The sequence below is a fragment of the Mesorhizobium sp. WSM1343 genome (assembly GCF_055901535.1).
This window is the reverse complement of the sequence record NZ_CM148370.1, coordinates 844,034-864,019: the sequence shown is the minus strand read 5'-3', so window position 1 is coordinate 864,019 and position 19,986 is coordinate 844,034. Positions and strand designations below refer to the sequence as shown.

The window sequence follows — 19,986 nt, the reverse complement described above, 5'->3', positions numbered from 1 at the left end:
AAATGCTTTAGGAAGGCCTGTCGCGGTCGCGCCACTCACGCATCATCAAGGCCGCTTCGGTGCGATTTCGCACATTGAGCTTCGACAGCACTCCGGTCATGTGATGTTTGACGGTCTTCTCCTGCAACTCAAGCCGCAAGGCGACTTCCTTGTTGCTCAACCCCTCCGCCACCAGCCGCAGGATTTCCGTTTGCCGATCGGTGAGCTGCCGCAGCCGTTCCGCCAAGCCGTCGGTCGGCTGCTGGGACTGGAGATCCGAAAGCAGCCGGGCCGATAGTGTCGGCGAGAGATAGCTTTCGCCGGCTGCGACATTGCGCAGGATGTCGGCGAGGCCGCGCGATCCGACGCCTTTGAGGACATAGCCATTCACCCCTGCGTTCAGCGCCTTGGTCACATCGGCATTGGCCTCCGAGACGGTCAGCATGACGATCTTCTGGGCGGGATGGTTGGCGAGGATGCTTGCGACCGCGCTCAGCCCGCCGCCCGGCATCGAGATGTCGAGCAGCAAGATGTCGGGCCGCATCGTCGCGGCGAGGCGTTCGGCATCCTGCGCCGTGGCGCCCTCGCCAACCATCTCGAAGCCTCCGATCTCCGACAGGCTGCGCGTCACACCTTCGCGAAAGAGGGGATGATCGTCGACAATGGCGATGCGAATGGTCCCAGTCATGCTTGCTCCTCGACCGACAGACGGATCACCAAACGCGTACCTTGCGGCCCGGTCAAGGTTTCGAACTGTCCGCCAATGCTTTCGACCCGTTCCCTGAGGCCGGCGAGCCCGAGGCCCTCGACCCGTGCCGTCGGATCGAAACCCGGCCCGCGGTCCGACACTTCGACAAAAAGCCTGCCACCTTTCATCCCGGCACTCACCGCCTGATCCTTGCCTAGCCCGTGGTGATAGGCATTGTTCAGCCCTTCCTGGACGAAACGATAGATGCTGATCTTCTCGGAGGCGCCGGGTTCAGGCAACTGTCCGGCCAGCGTCAGCGTCACCGACGTTCCCGTCCTCTGTTCGTGTTCCTTGACGGCCAGCCGCAGAATGTCGGTTGCGGCAGCCGTCTCGATCTGCGGCAGGACAAGGCCGGTGCAGATGCCGCGTATTTCGCGCATCGCATCCTCCAGCGTCTTGCGAATCATCGTGACCTCGGTCGAGCGGCTTGCGCCTGAATGGCCATCGCTGGAAAATATCGGGCTGTCCATGCGCAGCGCCGCCAGGGCCACGAGTTGGGCCGGGCCGTCATGCAGGTCGGCGCCGATGCGGCGCAGATATCTTTCGTTGAGCGCGGTGGCGCGGCGCGAGGCCTGTTGCACGCGCAGTCGCAAGGCACTGTTTTGCGCCACCAGACCCTGCAGTTCCGACACCTGGCGGCGCAGCGCCCCACGCTGGTCGTCGATGGTGCGGCTGCCGCGCAGGACGATGCCCGACAGGAGCAGGAATGCCGCCAGGGTCGCGCCGGCCACGATCAGCCAGCTCGACCACAGAGCGGAAGCCAGGGTGGCCTGGAAATCGTCGGCGATCTCATAGAACTCGGTAACCGCCACCACCTCGCCCGACCAGGGCTCGCGCACGGGATTGTAGATCTCCAGCAATGGCAAGCCGGTCGCCTTCTCCTCGCTCTCATCCTCATCGAAAGTATTGAATTCAGCGACGACATTGCCTTCGAAAGCGGAACGCAGATTGTCGCTCGGAGCGAAGCGGCGGCCGATCAGGGCCGTCTCCTTGGCATAGAGGACCGTCCCGTCGCGGCGCCAGAGCATGAACGATTCGAGGCGCTTGCCGAGCGCGCCCTGGCCAAGCGTCTCGTCCAGCGCCTGCTTGACGGAATCGCTGAGCTCCTGCTCCTTGCGCAAGTCGGGAAGCAGCGGCGCAATCACGCTGTCGACATAGAGCGCCGTCGTGGCGGCCGAATTGCGGATGACGCCCTCTCTGATCTGCGCCGTCACCCAGGCGCCCACCACCAGCATGACGGCCAGCAGGCCAAAACCGCCGGCAACGACGAATTGCAAGGCAAGAGAGAGTTCGCTCCAGCGTCGCGTCAAGTTCTGCAGAATACGAATCATGAACCCCTGACCGCCCTTCAATCGACTGGCTGGACGATGTCGGTACATTGAGCCTCCGTCTTGCCATTGCCAAGAGCTTCGTTTGGTCGAGCGCTTGACGTCCCGGCGCGCTTCGGAAACAACGTCCGCGATACATGCGGCGGGAGCCGCTTCGAGAGGGGACGGAACGTTGAGTTTTTCGGGACTGCTGCAGCTCGGCTTTTCAACGGTCATTTTCCTGCTGGCGGCGACAGCCGCCAAGCAATGGGGCCTGGCGCCGAGCCTCGGCAAGATCGCGCTGACGCTGGCGCTCTATTCGCTGGGCAATCTGATCATGCTGCGGCTGATCCGCGAATTCGGCATGTCGGTGTCGTTCAGCCTGTCTGCCGTCATCCAGCTGGTATCGGTGAACGTCGTGGCACTGGTCTTCTTCGGCGAGCGCGTCAACGCGCTGCAGGCGACCGGCATCATGCTGGCGATCGCCGCAGTGGCGCTGATCACGCTCGGACCCTATCTGCAAGGCCGGCTGTAACGGGCGGATTGCCGATGAAGAATGCCGCGAACGCTTTGCTCAACCGGGTCGAATTCCCGGTGCTGCTGGCCGGCCTGGTCATCGCGGCCGGCCTTTGGGGATTCGAGGAGCTGATGGAGATGGCGCGCGCCACCACCCCGCACGCCTTCGACACCGAAATCCTGCTCGCCTTCCGCCAGGCGGGGCGGCCTGACAGCCCGATCGGCCCGCTGTGGCTGCAAGGGGCGATGCGCGACATCACAAGCCTTGGCAGCGGCAGCGTGCTGGTGCTGATCGTGACGGCGGTAATCGTCTATCTCCTGCTTATCCGCAGGCCGGCGACCGCCCTTTTCATCTTCGTGGCGGTGGCCGGCGGTCAGGTGCTGTCGAGCCTGCTGAAAGCCGGAATCGACCGGCCGCGCCCCGAACTCGTGTCGCATCTCGTCAACGAAACGACGCTGTCTTTTCCCAGCGGCCACGCCATGCTGTCGGCGGTGACCTATCTGACGCTCGGCGCGCTGGCGGCACGCTTCCTGCCCGGTCGAACGACGAAGATCTATGTGCTGTCGCTGGCGGTGCTGACGACGCTGCTGGTCGGCATCAGCCGCGTCTATCTCGGCGTCCACTGGCCTTCGGATGTGCTGGCCGGCTGGTGCGCCGGCTTCGTCTGGGCGATGCTGTGCTGGCTCGCTGCCCGGACGTGGCAGCGATGGCGTGGGCAGCACCCGGACGGCGAGACTGGAGACTAGATCAGCCGGTTGATCAGCCCGTGCCCGCAGCCGGCCAACAGGAAAACCGCCGACAGCAAGGCTGCCGATGTCATGAAAGTCTTGAAGATATTCAACCGCGTTACTCCCTGCCAGATGGAAACCTTAGCGCGCAATCCCGGGAAAGTATCTAAAAATGGTCAGTCAGGCGCCGCCCCTTACGTCTCAAACATTCATCCTAATGCTTGAAACATCAGAATAATGATATTACACCTTACTCCTGCAGACTCAGACGGGGATTCCGGCCGATGATCACTGCCGCGCAGATGCGCGCCGCAAGGGCGCTGGCCGGCATCGATCAGAAGACGCTCGCCGAGCGCGCCGGCGTTTCGCTTCCGACTATCCAGCGCATGGAGGCGAGCGATGGCGTGGTCAGGGGCGTGGTCGACACGCTGATGAAGGTCATCCAGGCCCTCGACGAGGCCGGGGTGGAGCTGATCGGCGAGAATCAGGCCAGCGAGCGCGGCGGCCGGGGCGTGCGCCTCAAGCCTGCCGTGCCGCCTGATCCCAAGGCTGAGCCGGCATAAAGTCGCGACGGCGACCGCCGACAGCCCTGCCGACGATCCCGCCGCCTTTCAGGGTGCGAAAGGCAGTCCATGGATCAGACGCAGCGGGCAGTGCATGAACCGGCCTACAGATCGGCCCAAAGGTCGGCCCACCAGTCGGCAAAGCCGACATTTTCCGAATTGTTCATGCCAAAGCTCGTGACGGTCTGGCGCGAGGGCTACACGTTCGCCGACTTCAAGGCGGACGCCATTGCCGGGCTGACGGTGGCCATTGTCGCGCTGCCCTTGTCGATGGCCATCGCGATCGCCTCGGGAGTCACGCCCGAGCGCGGCCTCTACACCTCGATCGTCGGCGGCTTCATCATTTCGGCGCTCGGCGGCAGCCGCTTCCAGATCGGCGGCCCGGCCGGCGCCTTCATCGTGCTGGTGGCCGCGACGGTTGCCCGGGTCGGTATTGACGGGCTGCTGCTGGCAACGATGATGGCAGGGGTCTTCCTGCTCGCCATCGGCTATCTCCGTCTCGGCACCTACATCAAGTTCATTCCCTATCCGGTGACGGTCGGCTTCACCGCCGGCATCGCCGTCATCATCTTTTCCGGACAGATCGTCGAACTGTTCGGGCTGAAGCTTGCCGGCAAGGAGCCCGGACCGCTGGTGCCGAAGCTGATCGCGGTCGGCGAGGCGGCCGGCACCATCAACCCGGCGGCGATCTTCGTGGCGGTGTTGACCGTCGCCACCATCGCCGGCCTGAAGCGCTGGCGACCGACATGGCCCGCAATGCTCATCGCCATCGGGCTGGCATCGCTGGTCGTGGCGCTTCTCGCGCTGCCGGCGGAGACGATCGGCACCCGCTTTGGCGGTATACCGCGCAGCCTGCAAATGCCCGCTTTGCCGCCGATCAGCCTGGACAGGATGATTGACGTGCTGCCGGATGCGATTGCCTTCGCCTTGCTGGGCGCCATCGAATCGCTGCTTTCGGCGGTGGTCGCCGACGGGATGACGGGCCGCCGGCATCGTTCCAACTGCGAACTGGTGGCGCAAGGCTTCGCCAACATCGCATCCGCCCTGTTCGGCGGCATCTGCGCCACCGGCACCATCGCCCGCACGGCGACCAATGTGCGGGCCGGCGCCCACGGACCGGTTTCGGGCATCGTCCACGCCGCCATCCTGCTCGCCTTGATGCTGGTGGCGGCGCCGCTCGCCAGCTATATCCCGCTCGCCGCCCTGGCCGGCGTGCTGGCGGTTGTGTGCTGGAATATGTTCGAGAAACAGGCCTTCGCCACCTTGCTGCGTGCCTCGCGCGGCGATGCGCTGGTGCTGATGGCGACCTTTCTGCTCGTCATCTTCCGCGATCTCACCGAAGGCATCGTCGTCGGCTTCGTGCTGGGGTCGATCCTGTTCATCGACCGCATGGCCAAGTCGATTGCGGTCGAGGCCGATCAGCCGCTGGTGCAGGAGGATGTCGCCGACAGCACCAACGCCTACGATGCCAGCGAGGCGACCGACGCCGACACCGTCGTCTATCGCATTTCGGGCGCCTTCTTCTTCGGCGCCGCATCGACCGTCGGCACCGTGCTCGACCGCATAGCCGACCATCGCAGGAACTTCATCCTCGACTGCTCGGCCGTACCGTTCTTCGATTCGACGGCGGCCAACGTCATCGAAGGCGCCGCCCACAAGGCGAAACGCGCCGGTGTCCGCTTCATCATATCGGGTGCCGCGCCGCAGATCCGACGCATGCTGATCACCCACGGCGTCAAGCGCCCGCTGGTGACCTACGCCGCCTCGATCAAGGATGCGCGGGCGCAGCTGAAAGGGAAGATCGAGGCGGGGTAGGGGCCGGGATTTGCCGGCCGGTGGCCATTGTCAGGACAAGGTGTCCACCTGTTGAATGCCAACTTCTTGACGTTGAGCTGACTCACGCACGGCCCGACGTGAACACCGCTTTGCGCCGCTCCTCGCGGTTTGTCCGATACCATCGCCCGCGCCTTCGAAATTGATGCGGTGACGAAATGGGCGTCGGAAAGAATACGAGATACTCTCGCAATCTTCACACCTGTCCTATATAGCCGCTGCACTGACGATCTTGTCCGGAAAGCTCGGTCAAGAAGAGGTGTTCGCACCCGCCATTTTCGAACTAGCCTCAGTGCACTCGCCTCACACGATCTTCTACGCTGCGGCTACTACATGGTATTTTTCGCGGCTTAGCAACTCGGTCCTGCTAGGGAAAAAGGCGGGTGAATGTGCAATCGTCCTCGACAAGGAGAACGACTGGCATCAGCGAATGGTAGCAGCACGCGACACCCTATCTGACGTGATGCTGAAACATCGGTCGACCCAAACCGGTGGTCACGTCGAGGTTTAGTTTCGGTGAAGAACATCCTTTGGGTCGTCGCATGACAGACGACCGCAACGGGCCAGACGTCGTTAATTAGCCGCACTGCGAGTTCGAGTTGGTGATCATCGCCGACGAACGAGCTTTCCCCTCACGGCTGCGAACGTCTCGCAGCTCTGCCCCGAGGCGCCGATCATGGCTCTCAATCGAGCTTCAGCGCCACAACCTCGCCTTCGTTCATCAACGGCACATAAAGGATCGACTTGCCATCGGTGCCGATGTCGGCGCTGCCCGGCTTGAACTGCGCCACCACCTCCGGCGCGCCGCCCGCATGATAGCGGTAGAGCGTGCCGGTCATGTAGGCGGTGGCGTAGATGGTGTCGCCGATGGCTAAGACGCCGTCGAGATCGGCGAATTTCTGGGCACCCGGCAAGGGCGAAACCACCTTGCTGGCGATGTCGACCGACAGCAGGCCGCCAAGCTCCGTCGTGCTGAAGTCGGGCTTGATGCCCTTGCCCCAGGAGGCGACGATCAATCGGCCGCCATCGGCAAAGACGCCGTTGGGCGAAGCCAATCCCCCGTCCTTGACGAACAGCTCCGGCCGGTCGCCATCGATGCGGTAGATGGCGTCGGCCAGCATGTCGGTGACATAGACCTTGCCGGATTGGTCCGATGTCATGTCGTTGAGGAAGACCGCGTTCGGCACCGAGATGCTGGCGACCAGCTTGCCGCTGGCGAGGTCGACGACGCGGACTTTCGTGATGTCGGCGACATAGAGCTTGCCGCCCGAGATCGCCATACCCTTGGGTGCGTCCATGCCGTCGGTCCAGTGCTGGGTGACCGTCTTGCCGTCCAGCGACAGCACGGAGAGATAACCGTTGCCGTCGGCCTCGCCGGGATTGCCTGATATGTTGGAAACGATGATGCGATTGTCAGCGGCGTCGAACAGGGCCGATTCCGGCTGTTCGAGCCCGGTGGCGCGCCAGAGTTCGCCGGCCTCCGCGGCGGGCACCGCGGCAATGCCGATGACGGCGATAAAGGTTGAGGTGATGAGGGTGTTCATGACTGCTCTCCTGAGATGACGAGGCAGAGCTATGGCTTTCGATACTTTCCGGAAAGGCCTGACACCGCTAGTATCGAATATCGATACGAAACTAGCGGCAAGAGGTGCATCCGATGAACGGTCTGATCTTCCAGGCGCTGAAGCGGACGTTGAAGGCGAAGGGCGTCACCTATCGCGCGCTTGCCGAACGCATGGGCGTTTCCGAACCGACGGTGAAGCGTATCTTCCATGAGCGCAATTGCAAGCTCGACCGGCTGATGGAGATTTGCGCTGCGGCCGGTGTCGAACTGGAAAACGTGCTCGGCTCGATGAACCGGGGGCCTGGGCCGGTCAACCACATCGCGCCGGAGATCGAGCGCAAGCTCGCCGGCCGGCCGGCGCTGCTGTTCATCTTCGTCATGCTGTCAGAAAAGTTCACGCCCGAAGGCATCATGCGCTCGCAAGGCCTGAGCGAGGCTTCGATGTTCCTCTATCTGCGCGATCTCGAGGAACTCGGCCTGATCGCGCTCGGACGGGGTCTTTCGGCGAGACTGCTGGTCGAGACGCCGATCCAGTGGAACTTCGAAGGGCCGCTCAGGCCGCTGTTCGAGATGACCAACAAGAATTTCATCGGCTGGGCCATCACCCATATCGACAAGGAAGCGACCTTCGTCAGCTTCTCCAGGCGGATGCGGCCGGAGACGGCTGAAATGGTGCGGCGCGAGGCGGAGGATCTCGCCGACCGCGCCAAGCTGCTCGCCCATCACGACCAGCACACGACGCCGGAGGATGGCCTGATCGGCTACAAATGGACGTTTGCCTTTGGCGCGACGCCATTTCCGGCAATCATGCCGATCGGGCCGCACGCGCGAGATGCCGGGGCGAGGCCTGATACGCCCGCCGCCGCGAAAGGACGGCGGCCGCTGCCGGCCTGACCAGGCACCGCGTCAATCGTCTCAGCACGATTGCATCTGGTGGCTGAGCTTGCCGCGCACGACTCTGGCAGTGCCGACCGCCACCATTTTTGCCGCTGTCTTGCCCCCCGGACCCGCCACGCGACCGGCGACGCCGACTGCGCCATTGACGGCGCCCATCGTCTTCATCTGCCCGACCGTCTCGTTCATACGCTCCCGGCAGTCCTGCATTTTCCTGGTCGCCTCGACTGCAGCCAGGGCCTCGCCAAGGCCTGCCGGCGAGTCCGGGCCGGCCGCCAACTCCGCCAATTGCGCATGCTGGTCTGGCGTGATCGGCGGGCTGGCGGCCGTCTGGCTGCAGCCGGAGGCCAGCAGGCAGATCAGCATCGCGATCGGGCTGCCTCGCCCGGCACGTGCCGTGGCTGGAAAAATGCCACGATATTCGGCCTCGAGGCTCCCGCTAGGAGTTGCTTTTCCCGCCACCCGTTTCCTGTTGTCCAACATCCTATTGCCCCACCGCCGGGCCGAGGATGAGGCTGCGGATTTTTGGCGTCAGCGGCCTGACGACGTCGGCGAAGGGATCGCCCTCAGTCCGCAAAATCATCAAGCCTTCGACCTCTTCGTCGATGGCGTCGATGGTCTCCGTCTTCTGTGCCTCGGTCAGCTCCCTCATGCCGGATATGGCATTTCTGAGCTTGGCGAAAATGGCATCGAGTTCCGCGACCGGCATCGTCGCCAGGAACCCGCGCATGGTCTCGCCAAGCGCGACCTTCCAGCTGTCGGCGGTGAAACCGGCTGTGCCGATCAAGCCCTTGTCCGCGGCATCGCGCTCGTACCAGTCGGCGGCGATCTCCTCGTCATAGGCGAACTGACCGAATTCGGGCTGCAAGACCTCGATCAGGCCGACGACCGCCGACGCATCCCGCGCTGTCAGGGCCAAGGCCTGCGGGCTGTCGAAGATCATGCCGGCAAGTGCGAGCGCGCCGGCCAGCCGGCGCATGGCTGCGAAACGCCGCTCAGCCATAACAATCCTCCGCAATGCCGGCCCGGGCACTGCTCGTTGCCTGGGACTGCAGAACCGAGCCGCCGATCGAGGCGGCCTGGCCGGCAATGACCCCACCATTGCCAGCCAGACCGCCAAGACCCCCCGCCATCGACAGCACACCGCCGAGCAGAGCCGCATTGGTCTGCGCCTTCGCCGCCTTCTTGGCCGCATCGGCGCAGGCCGTTTCCGTCGTCGGTTCGTTCCGGGCCTTCTTGCTGCCGGCCGCGCTCGCGATCGATGCCGGCTTGTCGTCGACCTGGCCCGTTTGGCAGCCCGCCAGGGCAATGGTCAGGGCCAGGAAAATGCTCTTTTTCATGGTGCTGCTCATCATCGGGCAGCGCGCGGCGGCAGCTTGGCCTCGCGATGATCGGTCACTGCGTTGCCCAAGGCGATCGACAGCAGATAGACACGCGGATTGAACCCTGCCGCAGCCAGTGCCGACAGCGTCTTGAACAGTTGCAAATGAAACATCGTGCCCCCCTTTGGATTGCCGCCAATGCGGTTCCGGTTCCGGAATCGCGCCGCAAACTAGGGGCATAAAAGGGGGGCAGCTTGGACAGAACGGCACTGAAAGCGGCCAAAACGGCCCGGGATTGACGTTTTGCAGGCTCCGGCGCATATGACCGCGCTCTTGGGCATGGGGGGTGTCGATGACTGCGACGATGGGGACGTCAGCCTCATTCAGGCTGTCGACGGAGATGTTTCCGGAGCGGGATCGCGTCGAGATCACGCGTGAGGTTTACGGCCGCACGGTTCTGAGGGTGGACCTCGATCCGCTGGCGCCGGCGCAGATCGACATGCGGGTGCGCGCGTTGCCAGGCCTCGGCATCGCCACCGGCAGCTCATCGGAATTCCGGGTGCATCGCACGTCGTCGCTGATCGACAATGACGACTTCGTTCTTCTGGCGGCCCTCGACGGGGGCAGTGTGATGAAGCATCGCGGCCGCGAGGAGGCGGTCGGCAACGGCCAGGCGCTGATGATGAGCGGTGAAGAGGTTGGCCTCAACCTGATCGGCGCCGGCGGGTTTCGCTTCGTCAATCTGAGTTTTTCGCGCAAGCAGCTTTCGCCTCTGATCGGCGATCCGGCCGCGGTTCTTATGCGGCCCTTGCCGACCCAAAGCGGGGCGATGCGGCTGTTGCTCGACTATATCAGCTCGATCCAGGAGGTCGGAGACGAGTTGACTGCGGAGGCCTGCCACCTTGTGGCGGCGCATGTCTTCGACCTTGCCGCACTCGCCATGGGCGCGACCAGGGATGCGGCCCAGATCGCACGCGGCCGCGGCGTCAGCGTTGCCCGCTTGCGCGCCATCAAGGCCGATATCGTCGCGCATGGTGGCCATGTCGACCTGTCGGCGCAGGACGTCGCCGCCCGCCACGGACTGTCGGCCCGCTACGTCCGCAAGCTGTTCGAGAGCGATGGCACATCCTTGATTGATTTCATGATGACCCAACGGCTGGCGCGCGCCCATCGCATGCTCGGCGATCCGCGCCATGCCGGACGCAGCATCACCGCGATCGCCTACGAGGCCGGCTTCAACGACCTTTCCTATTTCAACCGGGCGTTCCGTCGCCGCTATGACGCCACACCCTCGGACGTGCGGGCCGCGGCTTGCAAGCACTGACGCCCGGCTGCCGGCCAGCGGTCCTGTGCAGCGGCTGGACTCATTTGATCGCGTTTATTCGGCGGCCTTGGCCCCGGAATCGGCAAGCTTGTCGTCCCAGGTCACCGCCCGGTAGTCGAAACCATATTCCAGCGTCGGCTTGACGATGCGGAAATAGGGCGACAGGTCGAAATCGCGCGGCGTGTAGAGCGAATGGTGGCGGATGTGCAGGATTTCCTTGCGCGAATAGTTCGACTGCGCCGAGGCGCGGCCGGGCGCACGGGTGATCTCGGGCAGGATCGGATAGCGGATCTGGCCATAGGCCTCGGCAATCAGCGTCGAGCAGATCGCCCGTGTCGGATCGCCGGAACCGAAAGCCAGCATGCGGCGGCGCCAGCGCACCGGCACCGGCGGTGTCGGGAAGAAAAAACGCAGCATGTCGAAAATGTTCTTGAGGTCGTATTTCAGGCCGAGCTTGCCGATCATGAAGGCGACGACCTTGTCGCGATCCTCCGGCGCCAGCCCACTCGCCCGGCAGATGCGGGTGTTGTAGGTGCGGTAGCGCGACAATGGAACGGCGACGCAGCCTTCGCCGATCGTGACCTCGATCAGGCGCGGCCGCTCCGAGCCGTCCGCCGGCGCGGGCAAGGCATCGCCGATATAGAAGGCCGCATGCGACCAGGTCGACTGGGTCAGGTACTTGATCGCCGCCGAGATCTTCTGGTTGCCCTCGATCAGCAGGATGTCGCCGGGCTCAAGCGTGCGACGCAGCGTTTCGGCATCGGAGGGGGTGTAGGGCTCGTAGCCGGACGATTCTTCCTGCAGCCGGCCGGCAAGCCAGCGGCCAAGTCGATCCAGAAGCGTGTCGCCGGGCTCGGTCATACTCCATGGCGATTAGCATGGGCGGGTAATAAGGGCTAGCGCACGCCTTTCTTTCCCCCGTCCGGACCGAGAGGAAGAGCGCCAAGTCATCCTACGATGCCGCGGCCTCTTCCGGCGGCGCAGCCAGATCGTCGCGCGCCTTGCGGGCCAGTTTGCGTGTCGAGCGTTTGGGACTGTCGCCGAACAGCTCGGCCGCCTCGGCAAGGCAGCTCTTCTTCAGCTGCTTTTCCGACCGCTTCAAAAGCTTGGCCAGAAGTTTCGTGTCCTCGGGCGGCCCGAGCAGCTGGTCGTCGGCCTCGAGCAGGGCGCGCATCACCAGCACATCGTGCAGGTCGCCCAGCCGCTCGCCCAGTTCGTCGACCGCGTTGCGCCTTGCTTTGATCGGTGTCGGCCACAGCCTGCCGAGCAGCGACAGATGCATGCCGTGGGTCTTGGCCGCCTTGCGCAGATCGTGGAAATCATCGGCCGCTCCCCGCGATCCGGCCTTGTCGAGCGCCTTCCTGGCGCGGCGCAGCGTGACGCGGGCGCCTTCGGCAAGCACGTCGGCCGCCTGTTCCGGCTGGTCGGGCAAGGCCAGCGTGCCGATGCGGTGCAGGCCCTCCTCGCAGGCGGCGGTCGCAGCACCGATCGCCGCTTCGAGCCCTGTACCTTCATGCAATTCATGCTGGCGCGCGATCAGCCTGTCGCGAACCGCGCCCAGCCCATCGTCGGCGCTCTCCTTGGGAAAGCTTGCCGCCAGGCGGTCGATGGTCTCGATCAGCGCTGTCGCCTCGCGCGGGCCGGCAAGCAGGGCCGCCACGTTGCGGTAGCACTGGTTTTCTGTCTCACAGAATGTTTCGTCACCGGAACGAACAAGCCGCAGCAAGGCGCGAGCGCTCTTCAGCCGCTTGCGGCATTTGTGCAGCGCCTGTTCCGGCCGGCTCCGTGCGGCGTCAAGATGATGCAGCGCCTTGCCGATCTCCTCGGCAAGGATTCTCCTGACCTCGCCGGTCAGCGGCAGGCGCGGATCGATGCGAAAGCTCATGCGGCGATCTCCGGAATCCCACCAAGGGCGAGCGACGCGTTGTAGAATTTCTGCTCGCCGGTGACTTCACGGCCGAGCCAGTCGGGCAGCATTTCGTCCGGCACGTCCTCCGGCGTCTCAAGTTCGGCGACCACAAGTCCCGCAAGCGGTCCGCCAAAGACATCGACTTCGTAGAGATAGCCACGGTGCCTAACATGGTGACGTGTCTTCTCGATGACACGTCCGATGGCGAAGTCCAGCATCTCCACCGCCTCCGACAGCGGGATCGGGTATTCGAATTCGTCGCGCTCGCGCGCTTTGCTGCCGAATTTGAGCGTCAGCTTGGCGGAAGTGCCGTCGCTGATGCGGATGCGCACTGTGCGCCCGGGGCCGGCAGCGAGATAGAACTGGAGAATGCGGATATTGGCCTCGGCCAACTCCCGCCATGCGGTGCTGGTGACCAGGAATTTTCGTTCGACTTCCTTGCCCATGGCCGCGCACTAAAGCGTTTGCCGCCGTCGATGGCAAGACAATGACGAACAGAAGTTGACTTTAATCAATCGATTGATTAAAGTGCGCTCATGATCAAACTACCTGAGCCCAAAGTTCTTCGTCGCGAGCCCGCCGAGATGACGCGCGCGGCGCTTGTCCAGGCGGCACTGAAGCTGTTCGGACGGCAGGGCTTCGATGGCACCTCGACGCGCGAGATCGCCGCCGAGGCGCAAGCCAATATCGGCTCGATCGCCTATCATTTCGGAGGCAAGGAGGGTCTTCGCACGGCCGCCGCCGACTTTATCGTCGAGACCATCCAGACGGTCGCCGGCCCGGCGCTCGGCAATGCGCAGGCGCCCGCGCCGGTCGGTCCGGAGGCAGCGCAGGCGCAGCTCTTCGCGGCGCTGGAGCGAATGGTCGGCTTTGTCGTGGCCAGTCCGCAGGCCGGTGAGATCGTGCAGTTCATCCTGCGCGAACTTTCCCATCCAACGGCAGCCCTCGATCGTATCTATGACGGTGTCTTCGAGCCGAGCCATCGCCGGCTGTGCCAGCTGTGGGAACAGGCAACTGGCGAGCCCGCCGAAAGCGAGGCCACAAGGCTCACCGTGTTCACGCTCATCGGCCAGGTCATCTATTTCCGCATCGGCCGTGAGGCGGTGATGCGCCGCATGGGCTGGCCCGATATCGGCGCCGCGGAGGCCGCCAAGGTGGTGGCGGTCACATCGGGCAATCTCAAGGCCATATTGGCCGCCAGAAAAGGGGCAAAGACAAAGGGGCAAAGACCATGAGCTTTCTGTGTTCGCTGCCGCTCGCCGCGCAGCTCTTCTCGGCCTGTGCCCCGGCAGCACCGCTGGCCGTCGGCTATGTCGAAGGCGACTACGTGCTGCTGGCGCCGATCGAGGTGGCGCAGGTCGAGACCGTCACGGTCAAGCGCGGCGACCGTGTGGTGCCCGGCACGACCGTGGTGACGCTGGAAAGTGCCGACGCAAAAATCGCTGTCGCGCAGGCGCAGGCCGGCCTTGCCCAGGCGCAGGCGCAATTGGCCGACCTGCAGATCGGCAAGCGGCCGGAAGAGATCGCCGTGCTGAAGGCCGAGGTCGATATGGCCAGCGCCCAGGCCGCCGACGCCAAGCGCAAATACGACCGCGCCGCCGATCTGTTCAAGCGCGGCGCCGGCACGCAAGCGGATTTCGACACCGCGTCGGCCACGCTCGAAACGGCCAATGCGCAGGTCGGCCAGGCCAAATCCAATCTCGCCGTCGGCGGCCTGCCGGCGCGCCCCGAGACGATCAAGGCCGCCGACAATCAGGTCAAGCAGGCGCAGGCCGCGTTGGAGCAGGCGCAGTGGCGGCTGTCGAAGCGCGTCCTCGCAGCCCCTTCGCCGGGCCGCGTCAACGACGTCATCCGCAATCCGGGCGATACATCAGGTCCGACCGCGCCTGTGATTTCGATCCTGCCCGACGGCGCGGTGAAGCTCAGCGTCTATATCCCGGAGAGCGCCTTCTCCTCGGTCAAGGTCGGCACCTTGCTCGGCGTCCATTGCGACGGCTGCGGCCCGGATGTGAAGGCGCGCGTCAGCTACGTCTCGCCAGATCCCGAGTTCACCCCGCCGGTGATCTATTCGCTTGAGAACCGGCAGAAGCTGGTCTACCTGGTCGAGGCGCGGCCGGAGGGCGATGCCGGCCCGCTGCAGCCCGGCCAGATCGTCGATGTCGATCTGGCGGACAGCGCAAGATGAACGCCATCGACGTCCACGGCCTGGTCAAGCGCTTTGGCGACAAGACCGTCGTCGACCATGTGACGATGTCGGTTGCCGAGGGCGAGATCGTCGGCTTTCTCGGCCCCAACGGATCGGGCAAGACGACCACCATCCGCATCATGTGCGGCCTGCTGACCCCGGACGAGGGCGAAGGCACGGTGCTCGGCTTCAACATCCGCACCGACAGCCTGCGCATCAAGCGCGAAGTCGGCTACATGACGCAGAAATTCTCGTTCTACGAGGATCTGACGATCGGCGAGAATCTCGAATTCGTGGCGCGGCTCTACCGGCTGAAGCCGGTCGAGGAGCATGTCGCGAGCACGTTGGAGGACCTCGGCCTGACGTCGCGCCGCAACCAGCTGGCTGGCACCTTGTCGGGCGGCTGGAAGCAGCGGCTGGCGCTGGCCGCCTGCATCATGCACAAGCCGAAATTGCTGCTGCTCGACGAGCCTACGGCCGGTGTCGACCCGAAGGCGAGGCGCGAGTTCTGGGACGAGATCCATCGCCTCGCCAGCGGCGGGCTGACCGTGCTGGTCTCCACCCACTATATGGACGAAGCCGAGCGCTGCCACCGCATCAGCTACATCTCCTATGGCAAGATGCTGGCCACCGGCACTGTCGCCGAAGTGGTGAAAAATGCCGGGCTGACCACCTTCGTCCTGCAGGGTCCGCGCCTCGATCAGGTCGCCGAAGCGCTTCAGGGCCGCCCCGGCGTCGATCAGGTGGCGCCGTTCGGCGCGACGCTGCATGTCGTCGGCTCCGACAAGAAGAAGCTCGAAGCCGCGCTTGCCGATGTCGAGAGAGAGCACAAGGGCGTGAAAGTTTCGCCCGGCGAAACCAGCCTCGAGGACGTCTTCATCCAGTTCATGTCCGGCTCGAAGGACAACATGGCATGAACAGCGTCTTTTCCTTCGCCCGGCTTGGCGCCTTGCTGATCAAGGAATTCATCCAGATGCGGCGCGACCGCATCACCTTCGCCATGATGCTCGGCGTGCCGCTGATACAATTGGTGCTTTTCGGCTACGCCATCAACAACGACCCGAAAAGCCTGCCGGCAGCACTCGTGGCGACGAGCAACGATCCCTATACGCGCGCCATTGTCGCGGCGCTGCAGACCACCGGTTACTATCGTTTCGACCATGTCGCGCAAAGTGCCGCCGAGGCCGAGTTCCTGATATCGCGCGGCGACGTTGCCTTCGTCGTCACCATCCCGGCCGATTTCGCCAGGAGGGTGGAGAGCGGCAACAGCCCGCAGATACTCATCGAGGCCGACGCCACCGACCCGGCGGTGGCCAGCGGCGCCATCTCGACGCTCGGCACAGTCGCCAGCCAGGCGCTGCTGAGGGCGCAAGGCACGCAGGAAGCCGCCGCCGAGGCCGCCAAGGGTCAGCTCGATGTCGTCGTACACCGGCGCTACAATCCCGAAGGCATCTCGCAATACAACATCGTGCCCGGCCTGCTGGGCGTCATCCTGCAGATGACCATGGTGATGATGACCTCGATCGCGCTGACACGCGAGACCGAGCGCGGAACGATGGAGAACCTGCTGGCGATGCCGTCCAGCCCGCTCGAGATCATGATGGGCAAGGTGCTGCCCTATCTGGCGGTCGGCGGCGTGCAGGTGGTGGTGGTGCTGGCGGCGGCGAAACTTCTGTTCGCCATCCCCTTCACCGGATCGATGTCGCTGCTCCTGACCGCCGTGCTGATCTTCGTGCTGGCGCTGGTGCTGCTCGGCTACACGATTTCGACCATCGCCCGCACGCAGATGCAGGCGCTCCAACTCACCTTCTTCTTCTTCCTGCCGTCGATCATGCTGTCCGGCTTCATGTTCCCGTATCGCGGCATGCCGGACTGGGCACAAATCTTCGGCGAGATCTTCCCGCTGACGCATTTCCTGCGCATCACCCGCGCGGTGATGCTGAAGGGCGCCGAACTGCCGGCGGTGGCCGGCGAGATCGGTTGGCTGGTGGTGTTCGTGGCTTTGTTTGCCGGCGTAGCATTGGTGCGATTCCGGCGGACGCTGGATTAGACGCCGCGCTCGTGGAGGGCGATTATATATGTGAACTGGCGCGCAAGATTGAGACCACCGATTCCGAAGAGCCCTTGAACGCAGCAACTAAGAAGGCGGTCAAGGCGCCTCCCGTGCCTGAAAAGAGGTCCAAGCCCATCAAAATAATTGCACCGGAACGGTGACGAAACGATTGCAAAAGCGGTCGAATACGGCCAAGATTCGCTTGTTAAAAAAAGACCCCGCCGAAGCGGGGCTTGGAGTTGAAGTCTCTTACTAATTACACCGTCGGGTAGGACCGACAATGCTCTCGGACGAATTCCAATCGTCCGAACCGTACACGCCAGTAAAATACGACGTGTACAGCCTTCGGCCATGAACATGCTACCATGTTCTTGTCCTCCGCCGGGATAACCCCCGGTTGACCAGGTACGCAGGATCGCGCCCCGCCGGTTATCAGGGCGGGTCCTGTGGCCGGTCTGGAGTAGGCCAAACCAAACATTAGGTGATTCGTAGGTGCCCGACGACCCTAAGGCGTCCCCGTACCCGGTTTTCACAGGCAAACACGGCACAAACGGAGCTAAGGAAACACATGCGCGTGCTTTAGCGGGCCAATCCCCCTACGGCTGGCTGGGTAGCGCCTAGGACTTCGATTCCTTTTTTATGATGTCGAGCATTCCGTGCCGCCAATAAAGCAGCGCTCCGGAGGCTATCCAAAGAGCGATACCGATATAGAGGCAAATGGGCTGCACTACGCCGACCATAGCTTGGGCTGCCGCTGGGATTTGCGCCGCCATCTCCGTGTCTTTGTAGACATCGAGACCAAAGGCGAAAAACGCCGATCCAATCCCAAACGTTCCGGAGATAGCCAGGTTCGCAAGCCCTAGCTGCTTCAGTTCGCTATCGGTGACGGTGTAGCACCTCATTTCGCGAGACCCCATGACAAGCCGGATCGGCTCTGCGGGTCTTTCTGTGTAAGTTGTCGTCTGAGTAATTTGCACCTCATTTTCCATCGGACGGGTCCTTTGGTATGACACCGGACGCGATGGCACTGAAGGTGAGCATGTGACTGCAATTGTTGCAGACGACCATGAATTGCGGATAATTCGGACCGCCCATGATGATGCTCCCGCCATAGTGAATCTGAGGGGTCAAAATATGCTCGACAATGGCAAACGAAGAATGCTTGCATGCCGGGCACACCATGTTCGGAGCTTTTCTGTTTAGCCAGTCTATCGCCTTCTTTTGCTCTTCTGGCGACATCTTTCCTTCGGTATCCGGCATATGCTTCCTTACACAATGAAATCTGTGCGCGACTCACATCACCGGCCTCCTGCCTAGCCTAGGGTCTGTCAACTATCTAATCCCCTCGTGGCGTCGTCGTCCCAAGGCGAAGCGGGTGTCCGCTGGCTTCCCTCGAGCCTCACCCGAGGCTGCCGGCGAAGCGCTCGGCAAAGTGTTCGCGTCGGAAAGCGTCGACGACGAAATCGATGAAGACGCGGGTTTTCCCGGGCAGCAGCCTGCGGCTGGCGAAGTAGATCGAGAGCGCGCCGGCATCGGCATACCAGCGGGGCAGCACCCGGACGAGGTTACCATTTTCAAGATGCTGCAGTGCGTCCGGCACCGCGATCATGGTGACACCAAGCCCCAGCAGGGCGGCTTGCCGCATGGCGGCCGGATCGTTGACGACAATGGTCTCGCGCGGTGAGCCCGCCATCTCATTGCCTGCGGCATCCCGCATCGTCCAGTGACGGATGCGGCCGGTACTGAGCGAGCGCATGAGAATGCCATCGAAGGCGGCAAGGCCGGAAGGATCGGTCGGAGGCGTCTGCGCTGCCATATAGGCGGGCGAGGCGACGGCGATGACGTGGACCGGCGCCAGCGACCGCGATACGACGCCCGGCGAGAGGTCGAAGCCACCGCCGATTGCCGCATCATAGCCCTCGGCCACGAGGTCCACCGGTCGGTTCTCGAAATGCCATTCCGGGCGGATGAGCGGATAGCGCATGAGAAATGCCGGCAGCAGAGGCAGGCAATAGGCGATGCCAAACGTCGGCGACAGGCTGAGCTTGAGCACGCCGGCTGGTTCGCTGCCGCCACTGGACGTTGCCGCAATGGCGTCCTGCAGCGCTTCGAGATTGCCGCCAATGTCGTGCAGAAAACGCTCGCCGGCTTCGGTCAGCGCGAGTTTGCGCGTCGAGCGATGGAACAGGCGCAGGCCGAGATTGCGCTCCAGCATGGCAACGTTGCGGCTGACGGCGGCAGGTGTCAGCCCGAGCAGCCGCGCGGCGGCGGAAAAGCCGCCGGCTTCCGCACTGCGAACGAAGGATTCGAGGTTGGCGAGCGTCTCCATCGTTCTCCGTAACGAACAATCTTCAACTGATGTTTGAGAATAAGACAAGCAAATACCGGCTAATCCTAGGCCAATAAAAGGGCGATATCCACTCCACACGAACCAACGGAGTGAAGATCATGAACAGCATCGGCATCATCGGCGCCGGCAATATCGGCCAGGCATTCGCCCGAACGCTGGCCAGGAACGGCATCGAGGCCACCATCGCCAACAGCCGCGGCCCGGAGACACTGGCGGAACTCGTTACGTCAATCGGCCCCTCGATCAAGGCCGGCACGCTGCAAGAGGCGGCGGCCAAGGACATTGTGCTTGTCGCGGTCAACTGGTCGAAGCTTCCGGGAGCACTTGCCGGCCTGCCCGACTGGAACGGGCGCATCGTCATCGACGCCAACAACTCGATCGAGGCGCCGCTGTTCAGGCCGGTCGATCTCGGCGGCCGTTTCTCAAGTGAGGTGTTTACCGATCTCGTGCCTGGCGCCAGGGTGGTGAAGGCGTTCAACCATTTGCTGGCACAGCTGTTGGCCGACGACCCGGCGGCGGAAGGCGGCAAGCGCGTGCTGTTCTATTCGGGTGACGACGCGCAGGCCAAGGCTGAAATCGGCGCGCTGATCGGCAGGCTTGGCTTCCATGGCATAGATCTCGGACCCCTGGCGCTCGGCGCTCGCCTCGTCCAATTTCCGGGCGGTCCGTTGCCGGTCCTCAATCTCGTTCGCTTCGAATAATGCACCCAG

At 63.6% G+C, this 19,986-nt stretch carries 24 protein-coding genes; 11 read left to right on the top strand and 13 right to left on the bottom strand.

Annotated elements, in window-relative coordinates:
* Positions 1-7 precede the first annotated feature (7 nt).
* A complete protein-coding gene (locus tag AC0NIL_RS04130) occupies positions 8-667 on the bottom strand; it encodes a response regulator (RefSeq protein ID WP_013528674.1) in 660 nt (219 codons plus the stop codon).
* Positions 664-2,058, bottom strand: coding sequence for a sensor histidine kinase (locus AC0NIL_RS04125; RefSeq protein ID WP_013528673.1), 1,395 nt, complete (start codon positions 2,056-2,058; stop codon positions 664-666). The genes AC0NIL_RS04130 and AC0NIL_RS04125 overlap by 4 nt, the downstream gene beginning before the upstream one ends.
* Positions 2,059-2,227: 169 nt before the next feature.
* On the opposite strand from AC0NIL_RS04125, the gene AC0NIL_RS04120 reads away from it, so the two are divergent.
* From AC0NIL_RS04120 to AC0NIL_RS04105, 4 genes are all read left to right on the top strand, one after another.
* Entirely contained in the window at positions 2,228-2,569 is a 342-nt protein-coding gene (locus AC0NIL_RS04120) for a hypothetical protein (RefSeq protein ID WP_013528672.1), read from the top strand.
* 14 nt (positions 2,570-2,583) lie between these two features.
* On the top strand, positions 2,584-3,297 hold the full coding sequence (locus AC0NIL_RS04115; protein ID WP_027161239.1) for a phosphatase PAP2 family protein: 714 nt from the start codon (positions 2,584-2,586) through the stop codon (positions 3,295-3,297).
* 266 nt (positions 3,298-3,563) lie between these two features.
* Positions 3,564-3,842: a helix-turn-helix domain-containing protein gene (locus tag AC0NIL_RS04110; protein WP_013528670.1), complete on the top strand. Its 279-nt coding sequence runs from the start codon at positions 3,564-3,566 to the stop codon at positions 3,840-3,842.
* Positions 3,843-3,911: 69 nt separating this feature from the next.
* Positions 3,912-5,657: a SulP family inorganic anion transporter gene (locus AC0NIL_RS04105; RefSeq protein WP_275953357.1), complete on the top strand. Its 1,746-nt coding sequence runs from the start codon at positions 3,912-3,914 to the stop codon at positions 5,655-5,657.
* A 701-nt stretch (positions 5,658-6,358) separates the two neighbouring features.
* Here the strand turns inward: AC0NIL_RS04105 and AC0NIL_RS04100 are convergent.
* Positions 6,359-7,219, bottom strand: coding sequence for an SMP-30/gluconolactonase/LRE family protein (locus AC0NIL_RS04100; protein ID WP_473572842.1), 861 nt, complete (start codon positions 7,217-7,219; stop codon positions 6,359-6,361).
* Positions 7,220-7,332: 113 nt separating this feature from the next.
* Between AC0NIL_RS04100 and AC0NIL_RS04095 the strand changes: the two genes are divergently transcribed.
* Positions 7,333-8,133: a helix-turn-helix domain-containing protein gene (locus AC0NIL_RS04095; RefSeq protein ID WP_127366869.1), complete on the top strand. Its 801-nt coding sequence runs from the start codon at positions 7,333-7,335 to the stop codon at positions 8,131-8,133.
* A gap of 21 nt (positions 8,134-8,154) precedes the next feature.
* On the opposite strand, the gene AC0NIL_RS04090 is transcribed toward AC0NIL_RS04095, so the two are convergent.
* From AC0NIL_RS04090 to AC0NIL_RS04075, 4 genes are read right to left on the bottom strand one after another with little or no spacing between them, the layout of a single operon-like run.
* The gene (locus AC0NIL_RS04090) at positions 8,155-8,616 is read right to left on the bottom strand and encodes a hypothetical protein (protein ID WP_275953355.1); all 462 of its coding nucleotides are present in this window, start codon (positions 8,614-8,616) and stop codon (positions 8,155-8,157) included.
* 1 nt (position 8,617) lies between these two features.
* Complete coding sequence (locus tag AC0NIL_RS04085) at positions 8,618-9,136, bottom strand: hypothetical protein (RefSeq protein ID WP_473543819.1); 519 nt, start codon at positions 9,134-9,136, stop codon at positions 8,618-8,620.
* Complete coding sequence (locus AC0NIL_RS04080) at positions 9,129-9,473, bottom strand: hypothetical protein (protein WP_027161232.1); 345 nt, start codon at positions 9,471-9,473, stop codon at positions 9,129-9,131. Before AC0NIL_RS04080 ends, AC0NIL_RS04085 begins: the two co-directional genes overlap by 8 nt.
* 11 nt (positions 9,474-9,484) lie before the next feature.
* Complete coding sequence (locus AC0NIL_RS04075) at positions 9,485-9,628, bottom strand: hypothetical protein (RefSeq protein ID WP_023813481.1); 144 nt, start codon at positions 9,626-9,628, stop codon at positions 9,485-9,487.
* Between the two features lie 179 nt (positions 9,629-9,807).
* On the opposite strand from AC0NIL_RS04075, the gene AC0NIL_RS04070 reads away from it, so the two are divergent.
* Positions 9,808-10,779, top strand: a complete 972-nt coding sequence (locus tag AC0NIL_RS04070; RefSeq protein WP_027161231.1) for a helix-turn-helix transcriptional regulator — start codon at positions 9,808-9,810, stop codon at positions 10,777-10,779.
* 54 nt (positions 10,780-10,833) lie between these two features.
* Here the strand turns inward: AC0NIL_RS04070 and AC0NIL_RS04065 are convergent, their stop codons facing one another.
* From AC0NIL_RS04065 to AC0NIL_RS04055, 3 genes are all read right to left on the bottom strand, one after another.
* Positions 10,834-11,640, bottom strand: a complete 807-nt coding sequence (locus AC0NIL_RS04065; protein WP_024502202.1) for a C40 family peptidase — start codon at positions 11,638-11,640, stop codon at positions 10,834-10,836.
* A gap of 91 nt (positions 11,641-11,731) precedes the next feature.
* Positions 11,732-12,664 (bottom strand): CHAD domain-containing protein, encoded by a 933-nt coding sequence (locus AC0NIL_RS04060; RefSeq protein ID WP_027161230.1) that lies wholly within the window; start codon positions 12,662-12,664, stop codon positions 11,732-11,734.
* Entirely contained in the window at positions 12,661-13,134 is a 474-nt protein-coding gene (locus AC0NIL_RS04055; RefSeq protein WP_013528659.1) for a CYTH domain-containing protein, read from the bottom strand. The genes AC0NIL_RS04060 and AC0NIL_RS04055 overlap by 4 nt, the downstream gene beginning before the upstream one ends.
* A 90-nt stretch (positions 13,135-13,224) precedes the next feature.
* On the opposite strand from AC0NIL_RS04055, the gene AC0NIL_RS04050 reads away from it, so the two are divergent.
* The 4 genes from AC0NIL_RS04050 to AC0NIL_RS04035 are packed head-to-tail and all read left to right on the top strand — an operon-like array spanning position 13,225 to position 16,923.
* Complete coding sequence (locus AC0NIL_RS04050; RefSeq protein WP_027161229.1) at positions 13,225-13,923, top strand: CerR family C-terminal domain-containing protein; 699 nt, start codon at positions 13,225-13,227, stop codon at positions 13,921-13,923.
* Complete coding sequence (locus AC0NIL_RS04045) at positions 13,920-14,873, top strand: HlyD family secretion protein (RefSeq protein ID WP_027161228.1); 954 nt, start codon at positions 13,920-13,922, stop codon at positions 14,871-14,873. Before AC0NIL_RS04050 ends, AC0NIL_RS04045 begins: the two co-directional genes overlap by 4 nt.
* On the top strand, positions 14,870-15,790 hold the full coding sequence (locus AC0NIL_RS04040) for an ABC transporter ATP-binding protein (protein WP_013528656.1): 921 nt from the start codon (positions 14,870-14,872) through the stop codon (positions 15,788-15,790). Before AC0NIL_RS04045 ends, AC0NIL_RS04040 begins: the two co-directional genes overlap by 4 nt.
* On the top strand, positions 15,787-16,923 hold the full coding sequence (locus AC0NIL_RS04035) for an ABC transporter permease (RefSeq protein ID WP_064992708.1): 1,137 nt from the start codon (positions 15,787-15,789) through the stop codon (positions 16,921-16,923). Before AC0NIL_RS04040 ends, AC0NIL_RS04035 begins: the two co-directional genes overlap by 4 nt.
* 620 nt (positions 16,924-17,543) lie before the next feature.
* Here the strand turns inward: AC0NIL_RS04035 and AC0NIL_RS04030 are convergent.
* From AC0NIL_RS04030 to AC0NIL_RS04020, 3 genes are all read right to left on the bottom strand, one after another.
* Positions 17,544-17,915: a hypothetical protein gene (locus AC0NIL_RS04030; RefSeq protein WP_063173458.1), complete on the bottom strand. Its 372-nt coding sequence runs from the start codon at positions 17,913-17,915 to the stop codon at positions 17,544-17,546.
* Positions 17,905-18,186 (bottom strand): hypothetical protein, encoded by a 282-nt coding sequence (locus tag AC0NIL_RS04025; protein ID WP_063173459.1) that lies wholly within the window; start codon positions 18,184-18,186, stop codon positions 17,905-17,907. Before AC0NIL_RS04025 ends, AC0NIL_RS04030 begins: the two co-directional genes overlap by 11 nt.
* A 139-nt stretch (positions 18,187-18,325) precedes the next feature.
* Positions 18,326-19,255: a LysR family transcriptional regulator gene (locus AC0NIL_RS04020; RefSeq protein WP_027161224.1), complete on the bottom strand. Its 930-nt coding sequence runs from the start codon at positions 19,253-19,255 to the stop codon at positions 18,326-18,328.
* A 119-nt stretch (positions 19,256-19,374) separates the two neighbouring features.
* On the opposite strand from AC0NIL_RS04020, the gene AC0NIL_RS04015 reads away from it, so the two are divergent.
* Entirely contained in the window at positions 19,375-19,977 is a 603-nt protein-coding gene (locus AC0NIL_RS04015) for an NADPH-dependent F420 reductase (protein ID WP_027161223.1), read from the top strand.
* Positions 19,978-19,986 lie beyond the last annotated feature (9 nt).